At 71.7% G+C, this 22,869-nt stretch carries 23 protein-coding genes; 3 read left to right on the top strand and 20 right to left on the bottom strand.

All coding sequences use genetic code 11. From position 1 onward, the window contains the following. Positions 1–3 precede the first annotated feature (3 nt). The 18 genes from SYYSPA8_RS16700 to SYYSPA8_RS16615 all read right to left on the bottom strand — a co-directional run bounded on the left by SYYSPA8_RS16700 (position 4) and on the right by SYYSPA8_RS16615 (position 17,177). Entirely contained in the window at positions 4–297 is a 294-nt protein-coding gene (locus tag SYYSPA8_RS16700) for a hypothetical protein (RefSeq protein ID WP_323447976.1), read from the bottom strand. Positions 298–310: 13 nt separating this feature from the next. After that, positions 311–604, bottom strand: a complete 294-nt coding sequence (locus SYYSPA8_RS16695) for a hypothetical protein (RefSeq protein ID WP_323447975.1) — start codon at positions 602–604, stop codon at positions 311–313. Next, a complete protein-coding gene (locus SYYSPA8_RS16690; RefSeq protein WP_323448150.1) occupies positions 597–821 on the bottom strand; it encodes a hypothetical protein in 225 nt (74 codons plus the stop codon). Before SYYSPA8_RS16690 ends, SYYSPA8_RS16695 begins: the two co-directional genes overlap by 8 nt. Before the next feature lie 112 nt (positions 822–933). Beyond that, positions 934–2,139 carry a cytochrome P450 gene (locus SYYSPA8_RS16685; protein WP_323447974.1) on the bottom strand — a complete coding sequence of 402 codons (1,206 nt, stop codon included), beginning with the start codon at positions 2,137–2,139 and terminating at the stop codon, positions 934–936. A gap of 121 nt (positions 2,140–2,260) precedes the next feature. Beyond that, positions 2,261–2,905 carry a response regulator transcription factor gene (locus SYYSPA8_RS16680; RefSeq protein WP_323448149.1) on the bottom strand — a complete coding sequence of 215 codons (645 nt, stop codon included), beginning with the start codon at positions 2,903–2,905 and terminating at the stop codon, positions 2,261–2,263. 11 nt (positions 2,906–2,916) lie between these two features. Next, a complete protein-coding gene (locus SYYSPA8_RS16675; RefSeq protein ID WP_323447973.1) occupies positions 2,917–4,302 on the bottom strand; it encodes a sensor histidine kinase in 1,386 nt (461 codons plus the stop codon). 49 nt (positions 4,303–4,351) lie between these two features. Continuing rightward, a complete protein-coding gene (locus tag SYYSPA8_RS16670; protein WP_323447972.1) occupies positions 4,352–5,200 on the bottom strand; it encodes an NAD(P)H-binding protein in 849 nt (282 codons plus the stop codon). 65 nt (positions 5,201–5,265) lie between these two features. After that, on the bottom strand, positions 5,266–6,159 hold the full coding sequence (locus SYYSPA8_RS16665) for an alpha/beta hydrolase family protein (RefSeq protein ID WP_323447971.1): 894 nt from the start codon (positions 6,157–6,159) through the stop codon (positions 5,266–5,268). A gap of 162 nt (positions 6,160–6,321) precedes the next feature. Beyond that, complete coding sequence (locus tag SYYSPA8_RS16660; protein ID WP_323447970.1) at positions 6,322–7,734, bottom strand: kynureninase; 1,413 nt, start codon at positions 7,732–7,734, stop codon at positions 6,322–6,324. After that, a complete protein-coding gene (locus tag SYYSPA8_RS16655) occupies positions 7,727–8,626 on the bottom strand; it encodes a tryptophan 2,3-dioxygenase family protein (RefSeq protein WP_323447969.1) in 900 nt (299 codons plus the stop codon). Before SYYSPA8_RS16655 ends, SYYSPA8_RS16660 begins: the two co-directional genes overlap by 8 nt. 160 nt (positions 8,627–8,786) lie before the next feature. Beyond that, positions 8,787–9,200: a DUF3151 domain-containing protein gene (locus SYYSPA8_RS16650; protein WP_323447968.1), complete on the bottom strand. Its 414-nt coding sequence runs from the start codon at positions 9,198–9,200 to the stop codon at positions 8,787–8,789. A gap of 14 nt (positions 9,201–9,214) precedes the next feature. Next, entirely contained in the window at positions 9,215–10,798 is a 1,584-nt protein-coding gene (locus SYYSPA8_RS16645; protein ID WP_323447967.1) for an MFS transporter, read from the bottom strand. A gap of 217 nt (positions 10,799–11,015) precedes the next feature. Then, positions 11,016–12,038, bottom strand: coding sequence for a class II fructose-bisphosphate aldolase (gene fbaA / locus SYYSPA8_RS16640; protein WP_323447966.1), 1,023 nt, complete (start codon positions 12,036–12,038; stop codon positions 11,016–11,018). A gap of 304 nt (positions 12,039–12,342) precedes the next feature. Then, the gene (gene pyrE / locus SYYSPA8_RS16635) at positions 12,343–12,891 is read right to left on the bottom strand and encodes an orotate phosphoribosyltransferase (RefSeq protein ID WP_323447965.1); all 549 of its coding nucleotides are present in this window, start codon (positions 12,889–12,891) and stop codon (positions 12,343–12,345) included. Between the two features lie 46 nt (positions 12,892–12,937). Continuing rightward, a complete protein-coding gene (locus SYYSPA8_RS16630; RefSeq protein ID WP_323447964.1) occupies positions 12,938–13,732 on the bottom strand; it encodes an aldose epimerase family protein in 795 nt (264 codons plus the stop codon). A gap of 36 nt (positions 13,733–13,768) precedes the next feature. Beyond that, entirely contained in the window at positions 13,769–14,641 is an 873-nt protein-coding gene (locus SYYSPA8_RS16625) for an SRPBCC family protein (RefSeq protein WP_323447963.1), read from the bottom strand. 70 nt (positions 14,642–14,711) lie between these two features. Continuing rightward, complete coding sequence (locus SYYSPA8_RS16620) at positions 14,712–16,322, bottom strand: polyamine aminopropyltransferase (RefSeq protein WP_323447962.1); 1,611 nt, start codon at positions 16,320–16,322, stop codon at positions 14,712–14,714. A 300-nt stretch (positions 16,323–16,622) separates the two neighbouring features. Continuing rightward, the gene (locus tag SYYSPA8_RS16615) at positions 16,623–17,177 is read right to left on the bottom strand and encodes a DUF2617 family protein (protein WP_323447961.1); all 555 of its coding nucleotides are present in this window, start codon (positions 17,175–17,177) and stop codon (positions 16,623–16,625) included. 880 nt (positions 17,178–18,057) lie between these two features. Between SYYSPA8_RS16615 and SYYSPA8_RS16610 the strand changes: the two genes are divergently transcribed. Further along, a complete protein-coding gene (locus SYYSPA8_RS16610; protein WP_323447960.1) occupies positions 18,058–19,257 on the top strand; it encodes a pyridoxal phosphate-dependent aminotransferase in 1,200 nt (399 codons plus the stop codon). Between the two features lie 106 nt (positions 19,258–19,363). Here SYYSPA8_RS16610 and SYYSPA8_RS16605 read toward each other — a convergent pair whose 3' ends face one another. After that, positions 19,364–19,990, bottom strand: a complete 627-nt coding sequence (locus tag SYYSPA8_RS16605) for a hypothetical protein (RefSeq protein WP_323447959.1) — start codon at positions 19,988–19,990, stop codon at positions 19,364–19,366. A 46-nt stretch (positions 19,991–20,036) separates the two neighbouring features. Continuing rightward, a complete protein-coding gene (hisS, locus tag SYYSPA8_RS16600) occupies positions 20,037–21,365 on the bottom strand; it encodes a histidine--tRNA ligase (protein WP_323447958.1) in 1,329 nt (442 codons plus the stop codon). A gap of 465 nt (positions 21,366–21,830) precedes the next feature. On the opposite strand from hisS, the gene SYYSPA8_RS16595 reads away from it, so the two are divergent. Then, a complete protein-coding gene (locus tag SYYSPA8_RS16595; RefSeq protein ID WP_323447957.1) occupies positions 21,831–22,628 on the top strand; it encodes a helix-turn-helix domain-containing protein in 798 nt (265 codons plus the stop codon). Continuing rightward, entirely contained in the window at positions 22,628–22,828 is a 201-nt protein-coding gene (locus SYYSPA8_RS16590) for a DUF397 domain-containing protein (RefSeq protein ID WP_323447956.1), read from the top strand. The genes SYYSPA8_RS16595 and SYYSPA8_RS16590 overlap by 1 nt, the downstream gene beginning before the upstream one ends. The last annotated feature ends 41 nt before the right edge of the window (positions 22,829–22,869 follow it).

The raw sequence follows: 22,869 nt of genomic DNA, 5'->3' as shown, positions 1-22,869 counted from the left end.
GCCTCACCGGGGCGCGGGGACGACCGCCGGGGTGGCCATGCCGTTTTTGTCGAGGTCGAAGTGATCCATCTCCACACTGCGCACCAGAACCCCGGGGAAGTCCTCGAAGAAGGCAAGCGCCTCGGCAATCGCCTCCGTCAGAGTGGCAGCTGGGAAAAGGCAGCTGAAGTGCGCCCGCCCTGGGCTCTCCACCAGACCGATCCTCCCGTCGTTGAAGCGGTCGAGATGGTCCAGGGTGTCCGACTGCTCCGGTGTCAGCGGCTCCTGCAAATGCAGGTCGAACCACCATTCATGCATTGCCGCTCCTCTCCTACACAGGCGCCGGCACGACCGCCGGCGTCGCCATGCCGTTGTCCTCCAGGGCGAATTCGTCCAGCTCGACACTGCGGACGAGCACACCCGGGAAGTCCTCGAACCTTCCGAGTGCTTCGGCGATGGCCCCGGTGAGCTGCTCCGCGTCGAAGGAGCACCGGAATTCGGCGAATCCGGGACCCTCGACCAGGCAGGTGCGCCCGTCACTGAAGCGGTCGAGACCGTCCAGGGTGTCCGACTGCTCCGGGGTCAGCGGAGCTTGCAGATGCAGGGTAAAGCGCCATTTACGCACAGTTTCGGTGCCCTCGCGTGAATCGGTCGATCTCGGCTGCCTCGTCCCCTTGGCTCTTGGGCGTGCAGTCCACCCGGAAGCGCTGGCTGCACGGACAGCAGAGGACGTAACCCCAAGTGTGCTTCTTCTTGTCACGGGTCACTTTCAGACCCGCCGCCTCGGCCCGCTTCAACGCCGCCTCGACGTCCTTCTTCTGATGTCGGTCACCCAATGCCATGGTCATACGACTACTCCTGCCCGCCCGGCAAAAGCACCCCATGAGGCATCAGTTCACCCGAACAGTCGGCTCACCCGACAAGCACACACCCCCGGCGCACCCCCACGCGCCCCTACAACTCCACCCGCAGCTCGTGCACCCCCCGAATCACATACCCCGGCTTCCACTCCGGCTCCCCGACGAGCCGCAAGGTCGGCGCCTCCCGCAGGAGTTCGCCGAAGGAGGCCGCGAGTTCGAGGCGGGCGAGCGGGGCGCCGAGGCAGAAGTGGATGCCCGCGCCGAAGGTGATGTGGGGGTTGTCCGCGCGGGTGAGGTCGAGGGTGTCCGGGGACGGGAAGCGGGCCGGGTCGCGGTTGGCGGAGCCGAAGAGGAGGGCGAGTTCCGCGCCACGCGGGATCACCGTGCCGTCGATCTCGATGTCGTCGAGGACCCACCGTTCGAACATCTGGAGCGGGGTGTCGTACCGCATCAGCTCCTCGACGGCCGTCGGCAGCAGCGTGTGATCGGCGCGCAGGGCGGCCAGCTGCTCGGGGTGGCGGAAAAGCGTCCACCAGCCGTTCGCGGTGGTGTTCACCGTGGCCTCGTGGCCCGCGTTGAGCAGCAGCACACAGGTGGAGATCATCTCCTGCTCGCTCAGCCGGTCGCCCTCGTCGTGCGCGGCGATCAGCGCGGAGATCAGGTCGTCGCCCGGCTCGGAGCGGCGCTCGGCGATCAGGCCCCGCAGATACGCGGAGAACTCCAGCGACGCGGTCACCGCCCGGCGCGCGGTCTCCTCGGAGGGGTTCAGCTCGAACATCCCGCAGATGTCGGCCGACCAGGGCCGCAGGGGCCCCCGGTCCGCCTCCGGGATGCCCAGCATCTCCGCGATCACGGCCACCGGCAGCGGTTCGGCCACATCGGCGAGGAGATCGCCGCCGCCGTTCCGCTTCAACCCGGCGACCAGCTCCGCCGCGAGCCGGTGGACGGTCGGCTCCAGGGCCGCGACCGTACGGGGGGTGAACGCCTTGGTCACCAGCCGCCGGATCCGGGTGTGGTCCGGGGCCTCCAGGTCGAGGATGCCGTGGTCGTTGAGGGTGTGGAACGGCTCGTGCGCGGCGGGCGGCGGGGTCCGCCCGAACTCCTCGTGGGTGAAGCGGTGGAGATACGTCCGCCCCAGCCGGCGGTCCCGCAGCAGCGCCGAGACGTCCGCGTAGTGGGGGACGAGCCACTGCCGGGTGGGCTCGAACCAGTGGACCCGGCCGTCCTCCCGCAGCCGCTCGTACGCGGGGTAGGGATCGGCGACGAAAGCGGGCGACCATGGCGCGAAACGTGCGTTCATAACCGGACGTTAACGCCGGTTCTCCCCCGCTGGCCAGAGCCGTGACCTGTCCGCCACCCGCTTGTGACCAGCGAGTACACCGACCGCCCGGCACAAACCACCGGGCCCGGGGGCCCGGGGCCTATCCCGGGGAGACGAGCCGGGCCTCGTACGCGAACACCGCCGCCTGCGTGCGGTCCCGCAGCCCCAGCTTCACCAGGATCCGGCTCACATGGGTCTTGATCGTGGACTCGGCGACCACCAGATGGGAGGCGATCTCCGCGTTCGACAGCCCCTGGGCGATCAGCACCAGGACCTCGGTCTCGCGCTCGGTCAGCTCCCCGACCCGGGAGAGGGCGCTGACCCGGGGGGTCTGGGTGAGCTTGGAGAACTCGTTGATCAGCCGCCGGGTCACGGTGGGCGCGAGCAGCGCCTCGCCCGCCGCGACCACCCGCACCCCCTCCGCGAGCCGGCGGGCGGAGGCGTCCTTGAGCAGGAAGCCGGAGGCTCCCGCGCGCAGCGCCTGGTACACGTACTCGTCCAGGTCGAAGGTGGTCAGCACCAGCACCTTGGCATCGGTGCCGGACGCGACGATCTCCCGGGTGGCGTCGATGCCGTTCAGCTCGGGCATCCGGATGTCCATGAGCACCACGTCGGGCCGCAGCTCGGCCACCTTGGTGACGGCCTCCCGGCCGTTGACGGCCTCGCCGACGACCTCGATGTCGGGCATGGCGTTGAGCAGGACGGAGAAGCCCTCCCGGACCATCATCTGATCGTCGACGATCATCACGCGGATGGTCACGCCGGGTCCCCGCCCGTCTCCAGGACGACCGTGTCGGCGGTGGTCTCGTCGTCCGCCGGGGCGACGGGGATGAACGCGGTGACCTCGTACCCGCCCTCCCCGGTCGGCCCGTGGGTCAGTGCGCCGCCGAGCATCGCCACCCGCTCCCTCATTCCGGTGATCCCGTGTCCGGCGCCCGGCGAGGGCTTCACCAGCCCCTGCGGGGCGGTGTTGACGACCCGCAGGCCGAGTCCGCCGAGCACATAGCCGACCTCGACCCGCGCGGTGGAGCCCGGGGCGTGCCGCAGCGCGTTGGACAGCGCTTCCTGGACGATTCTGTACGCCGACAGTTCGACGCCCTGCGGCAGGGTGCGCACGGCGCCCGTGACGGCCTTCTCCGTCGTGAGACCGGCCTCGCGGACGTTCGCGAGCAGGCCGTCGAGATCGGCGAGGACGGGCTGCGGCGCGTCGGGGGCCTCGTAGTCCTCCGCGCGGACGACCCCGAGGATCCGGCGCAGCTCGGTGAGGGCGGCGACGGCGTTCTCCCGGATGGTGGCGAACGCCTGCTCCAGCTCCGGCGGCGGGTTCTCGACCCGGTAGGGCGCGGCCTCGGCCTGGATGGCGACGACGGACATGTGGTGGGCGACCACGTCGTGCAGCTCGCGGGCGATGGTGGTGCGCTCCTCCAGCGTGGTGCGGCGGTCGCGCTCGACGGCGGTGACGGACTGCTCGGCCGCGATGTCCTGCGCGGCCTGCCGGCGGACGTGGACCAGCGAGGTGGTGAGCATCGCCAGGCTGGAGAGGAAGAGCATCCACGCGGAGCTGCTGCCCACGCCGGGCATGAAGACCTCGCTGAGCAGGGCGTAGAGCACGGTCGTGGCCCACATCCAGCCGGCGATGGCGGGCCGGGTCGCGCGGGCCGCGAGCACCATCACGATCAGATGGGTGAAGAAGGAGGCCGGGGACCAGGGCCAGAACCCGGCGGAGCCGGCGCCGACAGCGACGACCGGTGAGACGATCAGGGAGAGCCAGAAGGCGGCCGTGGGGCGGACGAACGCCAGCAGCACGGTGCCGACGGGTATCAGGCTGAGGACCAGCACCGTGCTGCCGGCCAGGTGGTAGCCGGTGGTGAGTTCGGCCGAGATCAGGACCGTGACCAGCGTGAGGAAGGCGATCACGGCGTGCGGGGCCCACGCGGCCGCCGCGCGCCGGCCTGCGGGCAGGCGGCGGGTCAGCGGCCCGTCGGTCCGCATCCGGGGGAGGGGCCGGGGGGCGAAGGCGTCACGGAAGAGCTCGGGCGGCAGGCCCTTGGCCGCGCCGGCGGCCAGCTGGTATTCGGGGCTGTGGGTCTTCTGGGTCACGTACAAAACGGTATGCGGAGGGACGGACGCGGTCGTCCCCATCGCTGGGGATCCTGCCGCGTCCGTCCTGAGGACTACGTGTCGCCGTCCGTCATCCGGCGGCCGGTGCCTCGGTGGGCGTGGCACGGAAGGTGTCCGCGTGGTCCCGTGCCCACGCGGCGAAGGTGCGGGCCGGGCGGCCGGTGACGCGTTCGACGGTGTCGGCGACGGTGCGGCCGACGGCCGGGGTGTCGCGGTAGACGCTCAGCAGGAAGTCGACAACCTCGTGGGAGTGGCCGGCGGCGGCCCACCGGGCCAGGGCCTCCTCCTCGCTCAGCTCGACCAGCCGGATCGCCCGGCCCCGGGCGGTGGCCAGCGCCTCGGTCTTGTCCCGGACGGTCAGCACCTCGGGGCCGGTGATCACGTACTCCTGTCCGGCGTGACCCTCGGTGGTGAGGGCGACGGCGGCGACGGCGCCGATGTCGCCCTCGTGGACCATGGCGCTGAGCCGGCCGGTGAAGGGCTCGCTGACCTCGTCGGCGGTGCGGACGGGCTCGGCCCACTCCAGCGCGTTCGCCATGAACTCGACGGGGAGGAGCACGGTCCAGTCGATGTCCCCGGCGCGGACGGTGTCCTCCACGGGGCTGGGGCCGCCGCCGTGGAGGACGGTGATCCGCCGCACGCCGGCCTCGCGGGCCAGTTCGAGGATGCGCGGGCCGGTCTCCAGGGGGGCGTAGTAGGGGCCGCCGAAGGTGATCAGGTGCAGACCGGTGACGCCGTCGAGCGCGGCCCGGAGCGAGTCGGGGTCGGTGAGGTCGCCGCGTACGGTCTCCACTGCGGCGGGCAGGTCGGCCGTGGCGGGGTCGCGGGTGAGGGCGCGGACGGAGTGGCCGCGCTCCAGGAGTTCCCGCACGATCTCACGGCCGACGGTTCCGGTCGCCCCGGTAACAAGGTTCGTCATGGAGGGAACAGTAGGAAGCCTTGCGGTCAGTTTCTGTCCGTAATCGGGGCCGGCGGTCGGCCGGTTCACCAGGCCAGCTGGTCGATCTCCTCCGCGACCACCGCGCACGCGTCCGCCGCCGGATCGATCAGCGGGAAGTGCCCGGTGTCCGGCAGCAGCGTGAGCCCGACGGTCTCCCCGGACCGGGCCGCCGCGTCCACGAACGCCTCCGCGACCTGCGCGGGCACCACGATGTCCTCCTGCCCCTGGACGACGACGGTGGCGATGCCCGACGGGAGCAGGGCGGCCGGATCGGTCTGCGCCCTGCGGTCCGCCGCTGCGGAGCCGTCACCGTCACCGGTCGCGGGCTCGCCCAGCAGCTGGCGTACCGCGCCACCGCAGACGTCCAGCTCCACGGCCCGCGCGAAGTCGGCGATCGGCGCGAGGGCGACGACCCCGCGCAGCGCGGGCGGGGCGGGCAGCTTCCACGGCGAGGAGGCGGGCAGCACATGCCGGGCCGCCGCCCACAGCACGAGCTGGCCGCCGGCGGAGTGGCCGGTGAGGACGGTGCGCCGGGGGTCGGCCGCGCCGGGCAGTGCGCGTTCCACCAGCTCGGGCAGGGCGTCGAGCACGGTGGCAAGGTCGTCGAAGGTCTCGGGCCAGCGCCCGGCGACCGGGCCGGCGCCACCCTGCTGGGGCAGGTCGCGGCCCCTGCGGTACTCGACGCTGGCGACGGCGAGCCCGCGCCGGGCGAGGAAGTCGGCGAACGGGGAGATGTGGCGCCGGTCGTAGGGCGCCCGCCAGGCCCCGCCGTGCACCACGACGACCAGCGGGGACCGCTCCCGGCCGTCCCGGGGGCGGTAGAAGTCCACGACCTGGTCGGGGTGGTCGCCGTAGGGCAGGGACGCGTCGGGGTCCACGGCCGGATGCGCGAAGACCGACTCGGACTCGGCGATGTCCCGGGCCACGGGGTCCTGCATGCGGTGTCACCTTCCCAGAAGTCGCGGATTCCCGGAGGCCGGGGATTCCCGGAGCCGGGGGTTCCCGGAAGTCGCCGATGAGGTCCCGGGCTTGGGGAAACGACCGCGTGAACGAGCTGATCAGCGGGACGGTACCAGGCACCCGGGCGGTGCGGGCGGGGCTCAGCCGCTCGCCACCGGGCCGTCCGTCACGGCCTCCGCCAGGACCTCCGCCACGACCTCGACGACTGCCGCCGCCGCCCGCTCCGTGTCCGCGAACCCGGTGTACAGCGGGGTGAAGCCGAACCGGAGCACGTCCGGCCGGCGCAGGTCACCCACCACTCCCCGGGCGATCAGCCGTTCCATCACGGCCGGGGCCGACGCGCAGCCGAGGGCGATCTGACTGCCCCGTTCCGCGTGGTCCACCGGGGTGAGAAGGCGCAGCGGACAGCCGGAGGATCCCAGTCCGCCGCCCCACCGGGCGGTGAGCCGGGCGTCCAGGCACTCCAGGAAGAAGTCGCTCAGCGCCAGGCTCTTGGCCCGTACGGCGTCGATCGGCACCCCGTCCCAGACGTCGAGCGCGGCGTCCAGGGCGAGCATGGAGAGGATGTCCGGGGTGCCGACCCGGCCCCGTACGGCGCCGTCGGCCGGGGTGTGGGCGGCGGTCATCGCGAACGGGTCGGCGTGCGAGTTCCAGCCGGGGAGCGGGGAGTCGAACGCCTTCTGATGGCGCTCGGCGACGTACAGATACGCCGGTGAACCGGGCCCTCCGTTCAGATACTTGTAGGTGCAGCCGACCGCGAGGTCCACGCCGTGGGCGTCGAGTCCGACGGGGAGCGCCCCCGCGCTGTGGCAGAGGTCCCAGATCGCGATCGCGCCGGCCGCGTGGGTGGCGCGGGTGAGTTGGGGCAGGTCGTGGAGGCGTCCGCTGCGGTAGTCGACATGGTTGAGCAGGACGGCGGCCGTCGCCGGGCCCAGTGCGGCGGTCAGCTCCCCGGGGTGGACGGGCACGATCCGGCGCCCGGTCAGCCGGGCGGCGGAGGCGGCGATGTAACCGTCCGTCGGGAAGGTGGTGGCGTCCACGAGCACATCGGTACGCGCGGTTCCGCCATCCGGGCGAGTCCTGTCCGATCGAGTCCTGTCCGATCGAGTCCCGTCCGATCGAGTCCCGTCCGATCGAGTCCCGTCCGGTCGAGTCCCGTCCGGTCGAGTCCTGTCCGATCGAGTCCCGTCCGGATGGCCGTCGAGCAGGCGGATCGCGCCGACCACCGCCTTGAAGACGTTGACGCTGGTGGAGTCGCCCACCACGATCTGCCCCGGAGCCGCGCCGACCAGCGGGGCGATCCGGTCGCCGATCCGCTCGGGCGCGGTCCACCAGCCGCTCTCGCTCCAGGAGCGGATCCGCAGCTCGCCCCACTGCCGGGCGACGACATCGGCGACCCGGGCGGGGACATGGGCGGGCAGGGCGCCCAGCGAGTTCCCGTCGAGGTAGACGGAGTCGTCCAGGGCGAAGAGCGCGCGCACCGGGGCGAGTCCGTCGGCGGCGTCCAGGGCGGCCGCCCGCCGAGCCGCCGTCTCCGCACCGCTCTCAGACATGGCTGCGCGCCGTCCACAGCTCGGGGAAGACCTGGCCACGGGCCCGCTTCTCCAGCCAGGCCACTCCGGCGGAGCCGCCGGTGCCGGTCTTGGCGCCCATGGCGCGGCGGGTCGCCACCAGGTGGTCGTTGCGCCAGCGCCAGACCAGTTCGGCGACGTCGGTCAGCGCCTCGCCGAGCCGGACGAGTTCGGCGTGGGCGTCCGGGTCGCCGTAGATGGCCGCCCAGACCTGTTCGACGGCCTCGCTGGGCTCGTACTTGCGCCCCGGTTCGCGTTCCAGCACCTCGGCCGGGACGGGCAGTCCGCGCCGGGCCAGCAGGGCCAGCACCTCGTCGTAGAGGCTGGGCTGCTGGAGCGCCTTCTCCAGTTCGGCGTGGACGCGGGGGGCGCCCCGGTGCGGTACGAGCATGGACGCCGACTTGTCGCCGAGCAGGAATTCCATCCGCCGGTACATCGCGGACTGGAAGCCGGAGCCCTCGCCCAGGGCGGCGCGGTACGAGTTGAACTGCGCGGGTGTCAGCTGCCCCAGCGGCTTCCAGGAGGCGTTGAGGGCTTCGAGTTCGCGTACGGAACGCTTGAGCGCGTCCACGGCCACCGGGATCCGGTCCTCGCGCAGCGCGCGCCCGGCGGTCTCCCACTCGTGGACGATCACGGTGAACCACAACTCCATCACCTGGGTGGTGACGAGGAAGACCATCTCCCCGGGGTCGTCGGAGAGGGGGTGCTGGAGATGGGTCAGCACATCCGCCTGGACGTAGTCCTCGTACGGAGTGGTGCCCTCGAAATCGAGATGCGGGGTGGTGTCTGTGCCAGGGGTGCCAGGGGTGCCAGGCGTATCAAGCGTGCCAGGCGTATCAGGTGTGTCAGGGGTGGCGTCTGCGTCATGTGACATCGCTGTCTCCTCGACGAGTCCGGGTAGCGGTCCGCCCCTTCCTGGTCGGTGTGGGCCCCGGTCCCCATCCGCATCATAGGCCGGAGCCCGCGCCCCCTCCATGGCTGATCCATGGGGCGCACGCCGTGCGTGCGCGGGTGGGGCGCGGGCTCCTGACCGGTCACTTCAGGGTGTCGGCCGCCGTCTGGGAGGAGTCGCGCAGGAAGGTGGTGCAGCGCTCGTACTCCGCCTGCTCGCCGATCTCGCCGGCGGCGCGGGCCAGGGCGTGCAGGGCCCGCAGGAAGCCCCGGTTGGGCTCGTGCTCCCAGGGCACCGGGCCGTGGCCCTTCCAGCCGCTGCGGCGGAGCGCGTCCAGGCCCCGGTGGTAGCCGGTACGGGCGTACGCGTACGACTCGACCACGCTGCCGCGCTGGAAGGCGTCGTCGGCGAGGAGCGCCCACGCCAGCGAGGAGGTGGGGTACTTGGCGGCGACTTCGGCGGGTGCCGTGCCGGCGGCCAGCAGCTCGCGCGGCTCGGCCTCGTCGGGCAGATGGGTGGGGGGCGGTCCCCCGAGGAGGTTCTCGTGGATGCTCATGGCCCCAGTCTCCCTCACCGGCCGGGGCCGGAGCCGGGGCCCCCGGGCGCCTGGGGGCCCGTACCGCCGGGGGGCCGGGGCCCTTCCGGATCCGTGCCGCCGGGCGGTCCCGGGCCGTCGGACGGGAGGGCGGTCGCGGCCTGTGCGCGGTCCGGTTCGCCGGTCTCCAGCGGGGGTGCGACGGCGGCGCAGTTGAAGCGGCACCTGGGGTGGACACCGGCGCCGGCGGGGCGGCGGATGGTCACGGCGGCGATCAGCGCGCCGAGCACCAGGACACCGGCGCAGATCGGCATCGCCTTGCGGAAGGTCGCGTCGAACTCGACCGCCGAGCGGTACGCCTCCGGGCCCATCCCGGTGAGCAGCGGCAGCGCCGCCACCGCCAGCAGGCCGGCCGCGCGGGCGGCGGCGTTGTTGACCCCGCTGGCGATCCCGGCGCGGGCGGTGTCCACGGAGGCCAGGACCGTGGCGGTGAGGGGGGCGACCAGGGTGACCATGCCGAGCCCCATGACGAGCATCGCGGGCAGGACGTCCGTCACGTACGAGGCGTCCGGCCCGACCCGCAGCATCAGCAGCATCCCGGCGGCGCAGATCAGCGGCCCGACGGTCAGCGGCAGCCGGGGGCCGGTCCGCTGCGCCAGCTCGCCGGAGCGGGCCGAGAAGAACAGCATCAGCAAGGTGGTGGGCAGCAGGGCGACGCCCGCGCCGAGGGCGGAGTAGCCGGAGACCACCTGGAGCTGGAGCGCCACCAGGAAGAAGAAGCCGCCGAAGCCCGCGTACACACAGAACGTGACCAGGTTGACGGCGGTGAAGAGCCGGGAGCGGAAGATCGACAGCGGCAGCATGGGATCGGGCCTGCGCCGTTCGACGGCGACGAAGAGGACGCCGACCACCACCCCGGCCACCCCGGCCCACCAGACGGAGGCGATCAGGGAGTAGGTCACCAGGGTGAGCGCCGCCGCGCCGAGGACGGCTCCGAGGATGTCGAAGCGGGCGTGGTGGGCGGCCGGGTCGCGGGACTCGGGCACATGCCGGAGCGCGATCGGTACGCAGATCGCGGCCAGGGGCACGTTGATGAGGAAGATCCAGCGCCAGCCGGGGCCGTCGACGAGCCAGCCGCCGACGAAGGGGCCGATGGCCGCGCCGACGCCGCCGAAGCCGGACCACAGGCCCACCGCACGGGACCGGTCGTCCGGGTGGAAGCTGGCCTGGATCAGGGCGAGCGAGCCGGGGGTGAGCAGGGCGCCGCCGATGCCCTGGAAGGCGCGGGCGAGGACCAGCAGCTCGCCGGTGGGCGCGAGACCGCAGAGGAAGGAGCCGACGGCGAACCAGATGATGCCCAGGACGAAGATCCGCCGGCGGCCGTAGCGGTCGCCGAGCGCGCCGCCCAGCAGGATCAGGCCGGCCAGCGCGAGCGTGTAGGCGTTGACGGTCCACTGGAGGACGGCGAGGTCGGCGTCGAGGCTCTCGCCGATCCGGGGCAGGGCGACATTGACGACGGTCGAGTCCAGCAGTGCCATGCCGGAGCCGAGGACGGTGGTGAGGATCACCCAGCGGCCGGTGGCCGAGGCGAGCCTGATCTCTCCCGGGCGGACATCCATGTCCGGATCATCCCAGCGCCGCCGGACGGGCACGACCGGAACACCGAAGCCCGGCACGCGGGAGACAGCGGCACGGAGGAGACAGCGGAGGGGGCCGGGTACGGGAACGGTCCGGCGCCCCCGGGGTGGGGAGCGCCGGACCGTGTCCGTGAGCCGATCCGGGGCGGGCGTACCGCCGACCGGTCTACTGCGTGCCTACGTCATTCCTGCTTCGTGCCTACTTCAGCTTGCGGCCCGCCGAGCGCAGCGAGACACACGCCTCGGAGACACGGGTGGCCATGCCCGCCTCGGCGAGCTTGCCCCAGGTCCGGGGGTCGTAGGTCTTCTTGTTGCCGACCTCGCCGTCGATCTTCAGCACGCCGTCGTAGTTGGCGAACATGTGCCCGGCGACGGGGCGGGTGAAGGCGTACTGGGTGTCGGTGTCGAGGTTCATCTTCACGACGCCGTTCTCCAGCGCGGTGGCGATCTCCTCGGCCGTGGAGCCGGAGCCGCCGTGGAAGACAAAGTCGAACGGGTCGGCGTTGCCGTACCGCTCGGACACGCCCTGCTGGAGGTCCTTCAGCAGCTCGGGACGGAGGACCACATTGCCCGGCTTGTAGACGCCGTGGACGTTGCCGAAGGACGCGGCGAGCAGGTAGCGGCCCTTCTCGCCCAGGCCCAGGGCCTCGGCGGTGCGCAGGGCGTCGTCGACGGTGGTGTACAGCTCGTCGTTGATCTCGTGGGTGACGCCGTCCTCCTCGCCGCCGGTCGGGGTGATCTCGACCTCAAGAATGATCTTGGCGGCGGCGGCGATGGCCAGCAGTTCCTGGCCGATGGCCAGGTTGTCGGCCAGGGTCTCGGCCGAGCCGTCCCACATGTGGGACTGGAAGAGCGGGTTCTGACCCTTGGCGACCCGCTCGGCGGAGACCGCGAGGAGCGGACGGACAAAGCCGTCCAGCTTGTCCTTGGGGCAGTGGTCCGTGTGGAGCGCGATGGTGACGTCGTACTTCGCGGCGACGATGTGCGCGAACTCGGCCAGGGCGACGGCGCCGGTGACCATGTCCTTGCTGTGCTGGCCGCCCAGGAACTCCGCACCACCGGTGGAGACCTGGATGATGCCGTCGCTCTCGGCCTCCGCGAAACCGCGCAGGGCGGCGTGGAGCGTTTGCGACGAGGTCACATTGATGGCCGGGTAGGCAAACTTTCCTGCCTTCGCCCGGTCCAGCATCTCGTTGTAGACCTCAGGGGTTGCGATGGGCATCTGTCCGCTCCTTGTGATGTGCGGGTAAGCGATATGAGCTGGCCCTGACCTGGGGGCGACGTCATCGTCGGATCCCTATCTTTCCAGACCTGCCGCGCGGCTGGTCGGGGCCCGGTCGGTTACGCCGTACGGGCGGCGGCATGTTTCACGTGAAACAGTGCGTGAGACCGTGCGTGAAACAGTCGTACACCTGACCATCTGCGCAGGTCAGAGAGGTAGAGCAGAAAGCCGCCCCGCCGGCCCGGAAGATCCGGGCCGACATCTGGGGCGGCTTTGCGAGGCGGCATCCGTCACACCCGACGGCTCAGGCGAGGCCCAGCTCGTCCAGGGCGAAGGCGTACCGGTAGGGAACCCCGGCGGTCTCGCTGATCTTCTCGCCGGCGCCGGTGGCCCGGTCCACGATCGTGGCGACCGCGACGACCTCGCCGCCCGCCTCGCGGACGGCCTCGACGGCGGTCAGCGGGGAGCCACCGGTGGTGGAGGTGTCCTCGACCACCAGGCAGCGGCGGCCCTTGATGTCCGGACCCTCCACCCGGCGCTGCATGCCGTGGGCCTTGGCGGCCTTGCGGACGACGAAGGCGTCCACCCGGCGGCCGGCGGCGGCCGAGGCGTGCAGGATCGCGGTGGCGACGGGGTCGGCGCCCAGAGTGAGCCCGCCCACGCAGTCGTAGTCGAGGTCGGCGGTCAGCTCGGACATGACCTGGCCCACCAGCGGCGCGGCGGACCCGTCCAGGGTGATCCGGCGGAGGTCGACGTAGTAGTCCGCCTCCAGACCCGACGAGAGGGTCACCTTGCCGTGCACCACGGCCTTGTCCTTGATCTGCTGGAGCAGATCGGCACGTACATCACTCATGCCCACGAGCTTAGGCCCCCTCTCTTTCGGATCTTGCCGGGCTCGGTCAGAGCCGCCGCCAGGTCCACGTCGTCGCCGTCTCCAGCGGGTCGACCAGGGTGACGAGCCGGGGGTGGGTGTTGAGCCCGTTCGGCGGCCCGGTCTGGGGCTCCACACAGACCGCCTCCGCCTGCTCGTCGTAGACCACCACCCACTCCTCGCGGCTGGCCACGGTCAGCTCCAGCAGCCCCGGCCAGGTCAGCGTGACATCGACGCCGCCGGGCATGCCGAAGCAGTCGTCCCAGGGGCCGGGCAGGGGGTCGATCCGGCGGCCGGTCGGCAGATGGTCCTCGCCGCGCTCCTCCTGCCAGGCGGGCTCGAAGCCGATCCGGACCTCGCTGTCACCGAGGGTGCGCCGGAACCAGGGGTGCCAGCCCGCCTGCGCCGGGAAGGAGTTCTCCTGGGTCTCGACCCCCATCCGGAGCGTCAGGGAGTCCTCGGTCAGCTCCACCATCTGGGTGACCGTGCCGGGCCAGGGCCACGGATCGGTCAGTTCGCAGGTGAAGACCGCCTCGGTGGCGCTGTGCCGGGCGGTGCGCCAGGCCCGGTCGCGGACGGTGCCGTGGATGGCGTGCGGCGCGGCGTTGATCGGCAGTACGTAGGTGTCGGCGCCGCTGCGGAAGAGCCCGTTCTCGGTCCGGCCGCACCAGGGGGCCATCGGGAAACAGCCGAACCGCTCGCCCTGGCGCAGCAGCTCCGTACCGCCGACGATCAGGCTCTCGATCCGGCAGCCGTCCTGCGGACCGACCGTCAACTCCACGTCGCCGGCGGTCAGCCGGACCTTCTTCTCGCTGCTGTTCATCCGAAGGACCCTACTGGCATCGCGGGCCCGAAACGCTCACCGACGGCGGCGCAACGCCCGTCCGATGACGACGGCGGAGGCGACCGCGAGGGCGGCGGCGGCCGGGGCGAGCCAGTGCAGCGGCAGGCCGCCGCCGTCCGGGTCGGGTGCGGGGACGGGGGCGTAGCGGCCGCGCGGCGGGGCGTGGTCGACCTCCTCGGCGCTGCGCCCGATCATGGTGCGGCGGGCGTGGGCGGCTTCGGCGGGCGGGCCGTCGCGGAGCACGGACAGTTCGTCGAGGTCGGGGAGGCCGTCGAGGGCGGGCAGTTCCGGGAGCGCTTCGGTGCCGTCGCCGTCCGGAGCGGATGTGTCCCCGCCGTCGGCGGCGGCGGAGGTGTCGGCGAGGTCGGCGGTGTCGGCAGTGGTATCGCTGCGGGGGCCGTCGGGCCCGGGGCCGGGCGCGGGCACGGCCGCGCCCGCCCCGTCGGCGGACCCCGCCGGAGCGATGGCCTCCTCGGCGAGGCGTTCCCCGAAGCGGTCGAGGAGCCGGTGCGCGGCCTGCTCCCGGGCGGTGGGGCTGAGCTGCGCCAGCCGGCCGTCGACGGTGGCGGTGCCGGTGATGCTGAGGTTGGTCCCTCCGTCGGCGGCGGCCGGACGGATCGTCAGCTCCAGCGCCACGGTGCCGGCGCCGCGCACCTCGGTGCCCGCGCCCCGGACCGTGAAGGCGTCGCCGTCGGCGTCGCTGCTCAGGGTGCCCCGGTAGGTGACGGTGTGGCCGCCGGCCCGGATCCGCAGCCGCCCGGAGACCGGCTCCCCCGCCCCCGTGGGGTCCGGCTTGAGCCCCTGGACACAGCGGGCGAGCCGCGCCGGGTCGGAAAGCACCTGGCGTACGGCGTCGGCCGGGGCGGGAACGAATACCTCGTGGTCCATGGCGTCCGAGCCTACCCAGGGGGGCCGTGCGCGTCTTCCTTTCGTTCCCGGTCCGGGGACGGCTCCCCGCTCACTCCCCGTAACGCGGATGGATCAGGGTGGAGGGCGCCAGGCCGGGCAGCCGGGTGCGTCCGGCGCCGTGGGCGTCGGCGGCGAGAGCGGCGGCGGTGAGCGAGCGGAGTGCGGGGCCGCCCGGAGCCAGGCCGAGCGGGGGTGCCTCGCCCCGGGCGGCGAGAAGGAAACCCCAGGCACGGGGGGCGGGTGCGGCGGCGGTGGCGCGCTCGGGCCCGGCGGCGAAGCGGGAGAGCCGGCCGGTGGCGCGGTAGGGGGTGGTGCGGTATCCGGCGGCCCGCAGGGTCGCGTCCACGGTCCAGTAGGTACGGGGATGGGAGTCGGGGGCCCCGGCGTGGACGACGAGCCGCCCGCCGTCGGCGAGCGCGCCGCCGATCAGCCCGTAGAACTCCTGGGCGTAGTACTTGGCGCCCCGGGTGGTGCCGGGGTCGGGCAGGTCCACGATCACCACGTCCCAGACGGCGGTGTGGCCGGGGCGGGCGGTGCGCAGCCAGCCGAAGGCGTCGCCGGTGACGACCCGGACCCGGGGGTCGCGGTAGGCGTGCCGGTTGAGGGCGGTCAGCGCCGGGTCGGTCCGGGCGAGGGCGACGACGCCGGGGTCGAGTTCGGCGATGGTGACGGAGGCGGTGGTGGGGTAGCGGAGCGCTTCCCGGGCGGCGAGGCCGTCGCCGCCGCCGATGACGAGGACCCGGGCGTGCGGGCCGCGCATCGCCGGGTGCACCAGGGCCTCGTAGTAGTGGTGTTCGTCGCGGGCGCTGACCCAGAGCCGGCCGTCGAGGAAGAGGTCGAGCGGCCCTTCGGGGCCCCCGGTGAGGATCACTTCCTGGACGTCGGTCTCGACGGCGACGCGGACCCGGTCGCCGTAGACGGCACGGCGGGCGGCCCGTTCGAAGTCGTCCACGAGGAGGGTCGCGGTGCCGAGGACGGCAAGGACGGCGGCGTTGGCGGCGAGCAGCCAGGCGCGGGAGCGGGGGGTGAGGTCGCGGCGGAAGAGGCAGAGCACCAGCAGCCCGCCGACGACGGCGTTGACGGCGCCGGTGAGGAGCCCGCTGCTGAGCCGGCCGAGCCAGGGCAGCAGCAGAAAGGGGAAGGCGAGCCCGCCGACCAGGGCGCCCACGTAGTCGACGGCGAAGAGATCGGCGACGGTGCCGTCGACGTCCCGCCGGGAGACCCGCTGGATCAGGGACATCAGCAGCGGCAGTTCGGCGCCGATCAGCACGCCGATGACGAGCGAGAAGAAGACCAGGACGACCCGGGACTCGCCGAACCAGGCGAAGGAGGCGTACAGGACGAGGGCGGAGCAGCCGCCGATGAGGGCGAGGGCCAGTTCGAGGAGGCCGAAGCCGACGGCGGCCCGGCAGCGCAGCCGTTTGGCGAGGAGCGAGCCGATGCCCATGGCGAAGACCATCACGGAGAGCACCACGGACGCCTGGGTGACAGAGTCGCCGATGAGGTACGAGGCGAGGGCGACCAGCTCCAGTTCGTAGACGAGTCCGCAGGCCGCGCAGACGAAGACGACCAGCAGCACCAGCCAGCGGCCGGCGGCCGGGCGCACGGGCAGCCCCGGGGCCTCCTGGGGCGGTGCCAGCTGCTGCGTCCGGTCGATCATGCAGTAACGCTACGTCACGATTCTGGCGCGGTTTGTCACCCACACGTGTGCTCCTGCCCTGCGCCGGGTGGGCCCGGCCAGGGCGCGTCCCCGCCGGAGCGCGGGCCCGGCTCCGGCCGCGATCCGGCGCGGGAAACGGGGCACGGAACGCGGCCCGCCGGCCCCGCCCGGGACTCGGGCCGCGCCCGGACACTCCCCGTACCCGGCGCACCGGCGGCGCCCGGCGCCCACGGACACACTTCCCCCGGGGGGCGGGCACACAGTGGCCGGCCGCCCCCTGGACACCCGGGCCCGGACGCGTTATCGCGCGACGGACACGGGCTCGGGCAGGCGCCGCGCGCGCTGCCGCTGGGACACGGCGCCGACCCGGGTACGGGTGACGACGAGCCGCCCTTCCTGCGGGTAGGAGTGCCAGGTGCGCCACCGCACCTGGCCCTCCGCCCGCTGCGCCATCATCGCGGTGAAGGCGTGCGGCGAGCCGGGGAAGGTCCCGGCGAGCGAGTGCGGATGGTCGGCGACCAGCGCCAGGAGTTCCTGCGCGCGCCCCGCGAACGAGCCCCTGGACAGGGTCTCGACCCGGGCGGCGAATTCGTACTCCCAGTCGCCGACTCTCTTGGCCACGCCCAGCGGCAGGGGCGTGCTGCTGCCGGGCATACAGGCGACGGTCTCGGAACAGGTGCCGCGTTCCTCTTCGAGCAGGACTTGGTGCGAGGCACCGAGCAGCCTGAGCTGGAGCTTCGCGCCGGACAGATCGAGGTCGAGAACGGCCAGGGCGGGAAGCGGCTCCCGTCCGAGTGCCCAGGCGAGGTCGTCGGCACGGGTATCGGTGTAGGCGGTACTGAGGGTGGTGAGCATGGGTCGGCTCCGCAAACACGCGTCGGCGGTGGATACGTGAACCTGAGGCGCCCCCAGAGCGGGAGTTCACAAGGTGGGGGGACCGCCTGATCGGGCCGTGCAGCACGCCCGACGGCCGGGTGGTTCCAACAGGTTCCTGCCAGCGACTGAATCATGGAGTACGCGGGGCTCGCAGTGTTTTTACCCAACTTGAAGGGGTTTCCATCCCCTAGGGGCCCCGCTGGTTCAACTGTTCAACTACAGCTTCACCGCACCCCGGACATCCGGGACAGAGACGGGCCGAAGCCGGGCCGGAGCCGGGCCGAAGCCGGAGCGGAGCCGGGCCGGAGCGGGGCCGGAGAACCGCTGGAGCGGGGGCGGGGCGGGTCAGGGCGCGCCGAGGCGTCCGGCGGAGAACCCCCCGGACGCCACGCCCCCCCGCGGCCGCCGAGCGGCCGCAGACCGCTGCCCCGTGTCAGCTGCCTCCGCCGCACCCGCCGCCTCCACCACCGCCACAGGACGACGAGGACGAGCCGCACGACGAACCGCCGCCGTCGTATCCGGTGTACCCCCCGCTCGAACCTCCCCCGTCCGACGCCCCGCGCCGGCGAGCCCTCGTGACACCCGGCCGGGGGCCGGAGGTCCGACGATTCATCACCACGACCGCCACGGCTATCACCGTGCAAATAACCAGGCCATATACAAAGGTCATGTCCCCCACGTCCTTACTTCTCGCCGATTCGCCGAAGCGAGCCCTCCGCGCCGTTGCGTGACCGCGTCTCGTGCCGGTGCTGTGTTGTTCTTATCTTCCCGCGCTGTGCGCGTGAGAGGGGGATGCCCCCGGCGCTCCGGCGCCAAAGCGGACTTGAGCAAGTCCAGAGCTTCCCCGGAGGATGACGCCATGGCGACCATGGATGGACCCGGCCCGCACGCGACCCGACCGCTGCTGAACCGCCGGCTGGCCGAGTTCGGTACGACGATCTTCGCGGAGATGTCGGCGCTGGCGGCGGCGACCGGCGCGATCAACCTGGGACAGGGCTTCCCCGACACCGACGGCCCCGAGGAGGTCCGCGAGGCGGCGATCCGCGCGATCCGCGACGGCCGCGGCAACCAGTACCCGCCGGGCCCCGGCGTCCCCGAACTGCGCACCGCGATCTCCGAGCACCAGCGGCGCTTCCACGGCCTGACCGTCGACCCCGACACCGGGATCCTGGTGACGGCGGGCGCGACGGAGGCCATCGCGGCGTCCCTGCTCGCCCTGGTCGAGCCCGGCGACGAGGTGGTGGCACTGGAGCCGTACTACGACTCGTACGCGGCCTGCGTGGCGATGGCGGGCGGCCACCGCGTCCCGGTGACCCTGCGCCCCCGCGACGGCGCCTACCACCTCGACCTGGACGAACTCCGCGACGCGATCACCGACCGCACCCGGCTGCTCCTGCTCAACACCCCGCACAACCCGACGGGCACGGTCCTCACCCGCGAGGAACTGACCGCGATCGCGGCCCTCGCCGTGGAACGCGACCTGCTGGTGATCACGGACGAGGTCTACGAACACCTGGTCTTCGACGGCGAACACCTCCCCCTGGCCGGCTTCCCGGGCATGCGCGAGCGCACCCTCACCATCAGCAGCGCGGGCAAGACCTTCTCGTACACCGGCTGGAAGGTCGGCTGGGTGACGGGCCCGGCGGAACTGGTGACGGCGGTCCGCTCGGCGAAGCAGTTCCTGACGTACGTGGCCTCGGGCCCCTTCCAGTACGCGGTGGCGGAGGGCCTGCGCCTGCCGGACGCGTACTTCACGGGCCTGCGCGACGATCTGCGCCTCAAGCGGGACCTGCTCAGCGCGGGGCTCGCGGACGCGGGGTTCGCGGTGTACCGGCCGGCGGGGACGTATTTCGTGACGACGGATATCCGCCCACTGGGCGAGGAGGACGGTTTCCAGTTCTGCCGGAAACTCCCGGAGCGGTGCGGGGTGGTGGCGATTCCGAACGCGGTCTTCTACGACCACCGTGAACAGGGGGCGCCGTTCGTGCGATTCGCCTTCTGCAAGAAGGAAGCGGTGCTCCGCGAGGCAGTGGACCGGCTCCGGAAACTCGCCGGGTAGCGCACGGCGGCCCGCCGCACAGCCGGCGGCGACGAGTGAGACCCCGTTCCGGCCTTACGGACACCCGGAGAGGTAGTCGGAGCACCGGAACGGGGCACCACCATGCTTACATCACCGCAGGCTCTCCGTCGAGATAGAGCAGCGCAGTGATCGTTTTCTTGCACACGTCGCAGTGCATCGGGGCCTCGATGCTCGCAAGGTCGCACTCGATGGACGTGATGCGGTCCACCACGCCGGTCTCGACCTCGCCGTCCCAGGCCGCGTGCCACCGCCCGGTGTTCTCCTGAAGACGCGCGACATAGCCCCGCGTCATCTCGTAGAACGCCCGGACGCCGCACTCCTTCATGTAACCCCAGTTGAACTCAAGGCTCTTGAGTACGACGGGGAACGGATGGAGCGCCTGGGTGCGCCCCCAGGTCTCCAGCACGTCGGCGATGTCCAACCTGCCGACGCGCTCGTCCAGGACGCCCCACATGCCGGAGGCGTCATAGTCGCCGATCACCTGCTCCAGGATGCCGGCGCAGTGGCGAAGGTTCGCCTCCTTCGCCACGAAGACCCGCGTGACCTCCGCGCGCGTCCCGGCCGCCGGTTCCTTGCGGGCCCTGCCGATGGCGCGGGTCAGTTCCGTGCTCAGGGCCGCCTCGTCGCAGAGAGAGTCCCCGAAGCTGAGCCAGGGGTCCGGAAACCCCCGCTCAGCAGTGATCCGGAAGATGCGATCGCCTTGCGTTCCCATCCGCTCCTCCTCGGAACAGCCGGCAGCGGAAGGGATCCGCCGCACGTCAATTGGATGGTGCGCACCGCCGCGAGACTTCGGCGGCGGCCTGATCGAACGGGATCTGGACCTGTTCGCCGCTGTCCATGTCCCGCAACGTGACCGTACCGGCCTCGCGTTCGGTCGCACCGTAAATAAGGCAGTAACGGGCCCCCTGGTCACCGGCCCATTTCATCTGCCGGGCGAACTTTCCGCTCGACCCGAGATAGACACCCGTGCGAACCCCGGCCCGGCGGATCTCAGCCGCGAGACGGAAGCTGTCGGCGGCCTGCTCCTCACCCATCACGGTGACGGCTACGTCGATCTGCGCGTACGAGGCCTCGTCCGCCTGCGAGAGCAGGGGCAGGATGCGCTCGATGCCCAGCGATCCGCCGCACGCCGGGGAGTCCTTGCCGCCGAGACGGCCGATGAGCCCGTCGTACCGTCCACCGGACGCGATCGATCCGGGCATGCCGGGAGCCACCACCTCGAAGATGATCCCGGTGTAGTAGTCGAGCCCGCGCACGAGGTTTGGCGTGAACGCGATGCGCTCGGCCGGGATCGCGCCCTTGGTCAGCTCCAGCAGCCGGTCCACCTCGGCCAGCCCGGCCTGGCCGGTCTCGCTGGACTTGAGTTCACCCCTGACCCGCTCGACGGAGTCGGGCGCGGTCAGATCGTCCACCAAGCCCTGTGCCACCTCCGGCGACAGCCCGCGACTGGTCACCAGCTCGGCCACGACAACCTCCGGAGAGAGCTTGTCGAGCTTGTCCAGCGTGATCAGCGCACCGGAGCCGAGATCGTCCGGCACTCCGTACGCCTCCAGCAGACCGAACAGCGCGTGCCGGGAGTTCACCAGGAAGCGGAAATCCGGTACCCCCAGCGCTTCGAGGGCGTCGTGCAGCGCGAGGACCACCTCGGCGTCCGCCAGTGGCGACGAGGACCCGACGATGTCCAGGTCGCACTGGACGAACTCACGGAACCGCCCCTTGCCGGGACGGTCGGCCCGCCACACGGGCGCGATGGCGAACCGCTTGTACGGCGACGGCAGCTGACTGCCGTAAGCCGCCGCCGCGCGGGCCAGGGGAACGGTGAGGTCGTAGCGCAGAGCGAGATCGGCCTCTCCGGTGGCCTCGTGTTCACCCCGCCGGAGAATCTTGAAGATCAGCTTGTCGCCCTCGTCCCCGTACTTGCCCGTGAGCACGTCAAGCCGTTCAAAAGCCGGGGTCTGGAGCGGCTGGAAGCCATAACGGGAGAACACGGTGCGGATGGTCGCGAATGCGCGCTCGCGCCTCTCGAACTCGGCTGCGAGGAAATCACGGGTCCCGGATGCGGGGTCGAACTGCTTCAAGGAGGCCATGCGGGCATGGTCCCGTAAGCCGGCGGCCCGGAGCAAAACGCGCCGAGGGGGTGTCTCACCCGCTTCGCGACGGCACCGGCACGGACGCAGACGATCGAGCCCGACTCGACCCAGTGTATGCAACTTTGCACCCCTTCATGGCGCGGGCCACGGACCCATTCGCGGCACTCCCTATCGCATGCAATCGAATCGGAAATGGGCATGCGAAAAATTCAATGGGCACCCACATTTAGGCGCTGGGTATTTGCATGCACTCTACGCTCACTGGTCACGCATGATCGCGGCGGAATCTTGACCTGCGAGCGTCGCTTGTGACAGATTTCCTTTTCCTCGAATTTCCCTACAGAGGCCGCTTCCTGGTTCCATAATGGGAGCGAGGGCATGCCTTCACCAGACCCGAGGTGATTCCACATCACTTGGAAACTAAGGGGGATTGCACACATGCACGAATCATCATCCGAACCGGTGAACGGATTGCAGTGGTTCGGCAAGGAGCTGGAAGCCGAATTGCGGCACGCCGGGAAGTCGCAGAGCGAGTTGGCGGAGGCGATCGGGTACCAGCAGCCTTACGTCTCCAAGGTCAAGCACGGGCACGCGATGCCGAGCGAGTACTTCGCCGAGAGCTGCGACAGGTTCTTCGACACGAGCGGGTCGTTCGCCCGGCTGCGGACCCGGATCAGCAGGCGGGGGCATCCCGAGTGGTTCGTGCCGTACCTGGAGCTTGAGGAGCGGGCGTCGCGGATCAGGTACTTCACCCCGTTCCTCGTGACCGGGCTCTTGCAGACCTGGTCGTACGCAGAGGCCCTGTACCGGTCCTGGAGCCCATGTGACAGCGACGAGACCATCAGAGAGAAGGTCACAGCTCGTATGTCACGCCAGGTCATCCGCGATCGCCCCAGCCCGCCCCTGCTCTGGGTCGTTCTGGACGAGTCGTGCCTTCACCGGATGGTGGGCGACCGGGCCGCCATGCGCGGGCAGATGGAACATCTGATGACCGTGGCCCAGACCCCTCACGTCACGCTCCAGATCCTGCCCTACGACTCGGGGGCGCCAGCGGCGGGCGAAGGCTATACGCTGCTGTCGTTCGATGATCCCGCCCAAGACCCGGTCCTCTACGCGGAGGTACTCGGAGAGGGATACGTGATCGACTCGGCGGCGACTGTGGCCACCGGTGCCGATGGGTACGAGCGGCTGTGCGCCGACGCACTGTCCCCCGAGAAGTCTCTCCGCGTGTTGCGTGAAGCGATCAAGGAGTTCGCCTGATGAGCAGCACGGACAGTTTCATCTGGATCAAGTCGAGCCACAGCAGCGGCGCCGGTGGCGAATGCGTCGAATGGGCCCCCGCCCACGCCACTACCGGCGCCATACCGGTCCGCGACAGCAAGAACCCCCACGGCCCCGTCCTCATGCTCACCCCCACCGCCTGGACCGGACTGATCACCCTGGCCCGCGCCACCGCGTAACCGCACAGCCCACCACGGAGCCCGTCGCCCACCCGGGCGGC

Source organism: Streptomyces yaizuensis, from assembly GCF_034961445.1.
GTDB lineage: Bacteria > Actinomycetota > Actinomycetes > Streptomycetales > Streptomycetaceae > Streptomyces > Streptomyces yaizuensis.
Note: the sequence above shows the minus strand (reverse complement) of the source record. Positions and strands in the feature narration are given on the sequence as shown.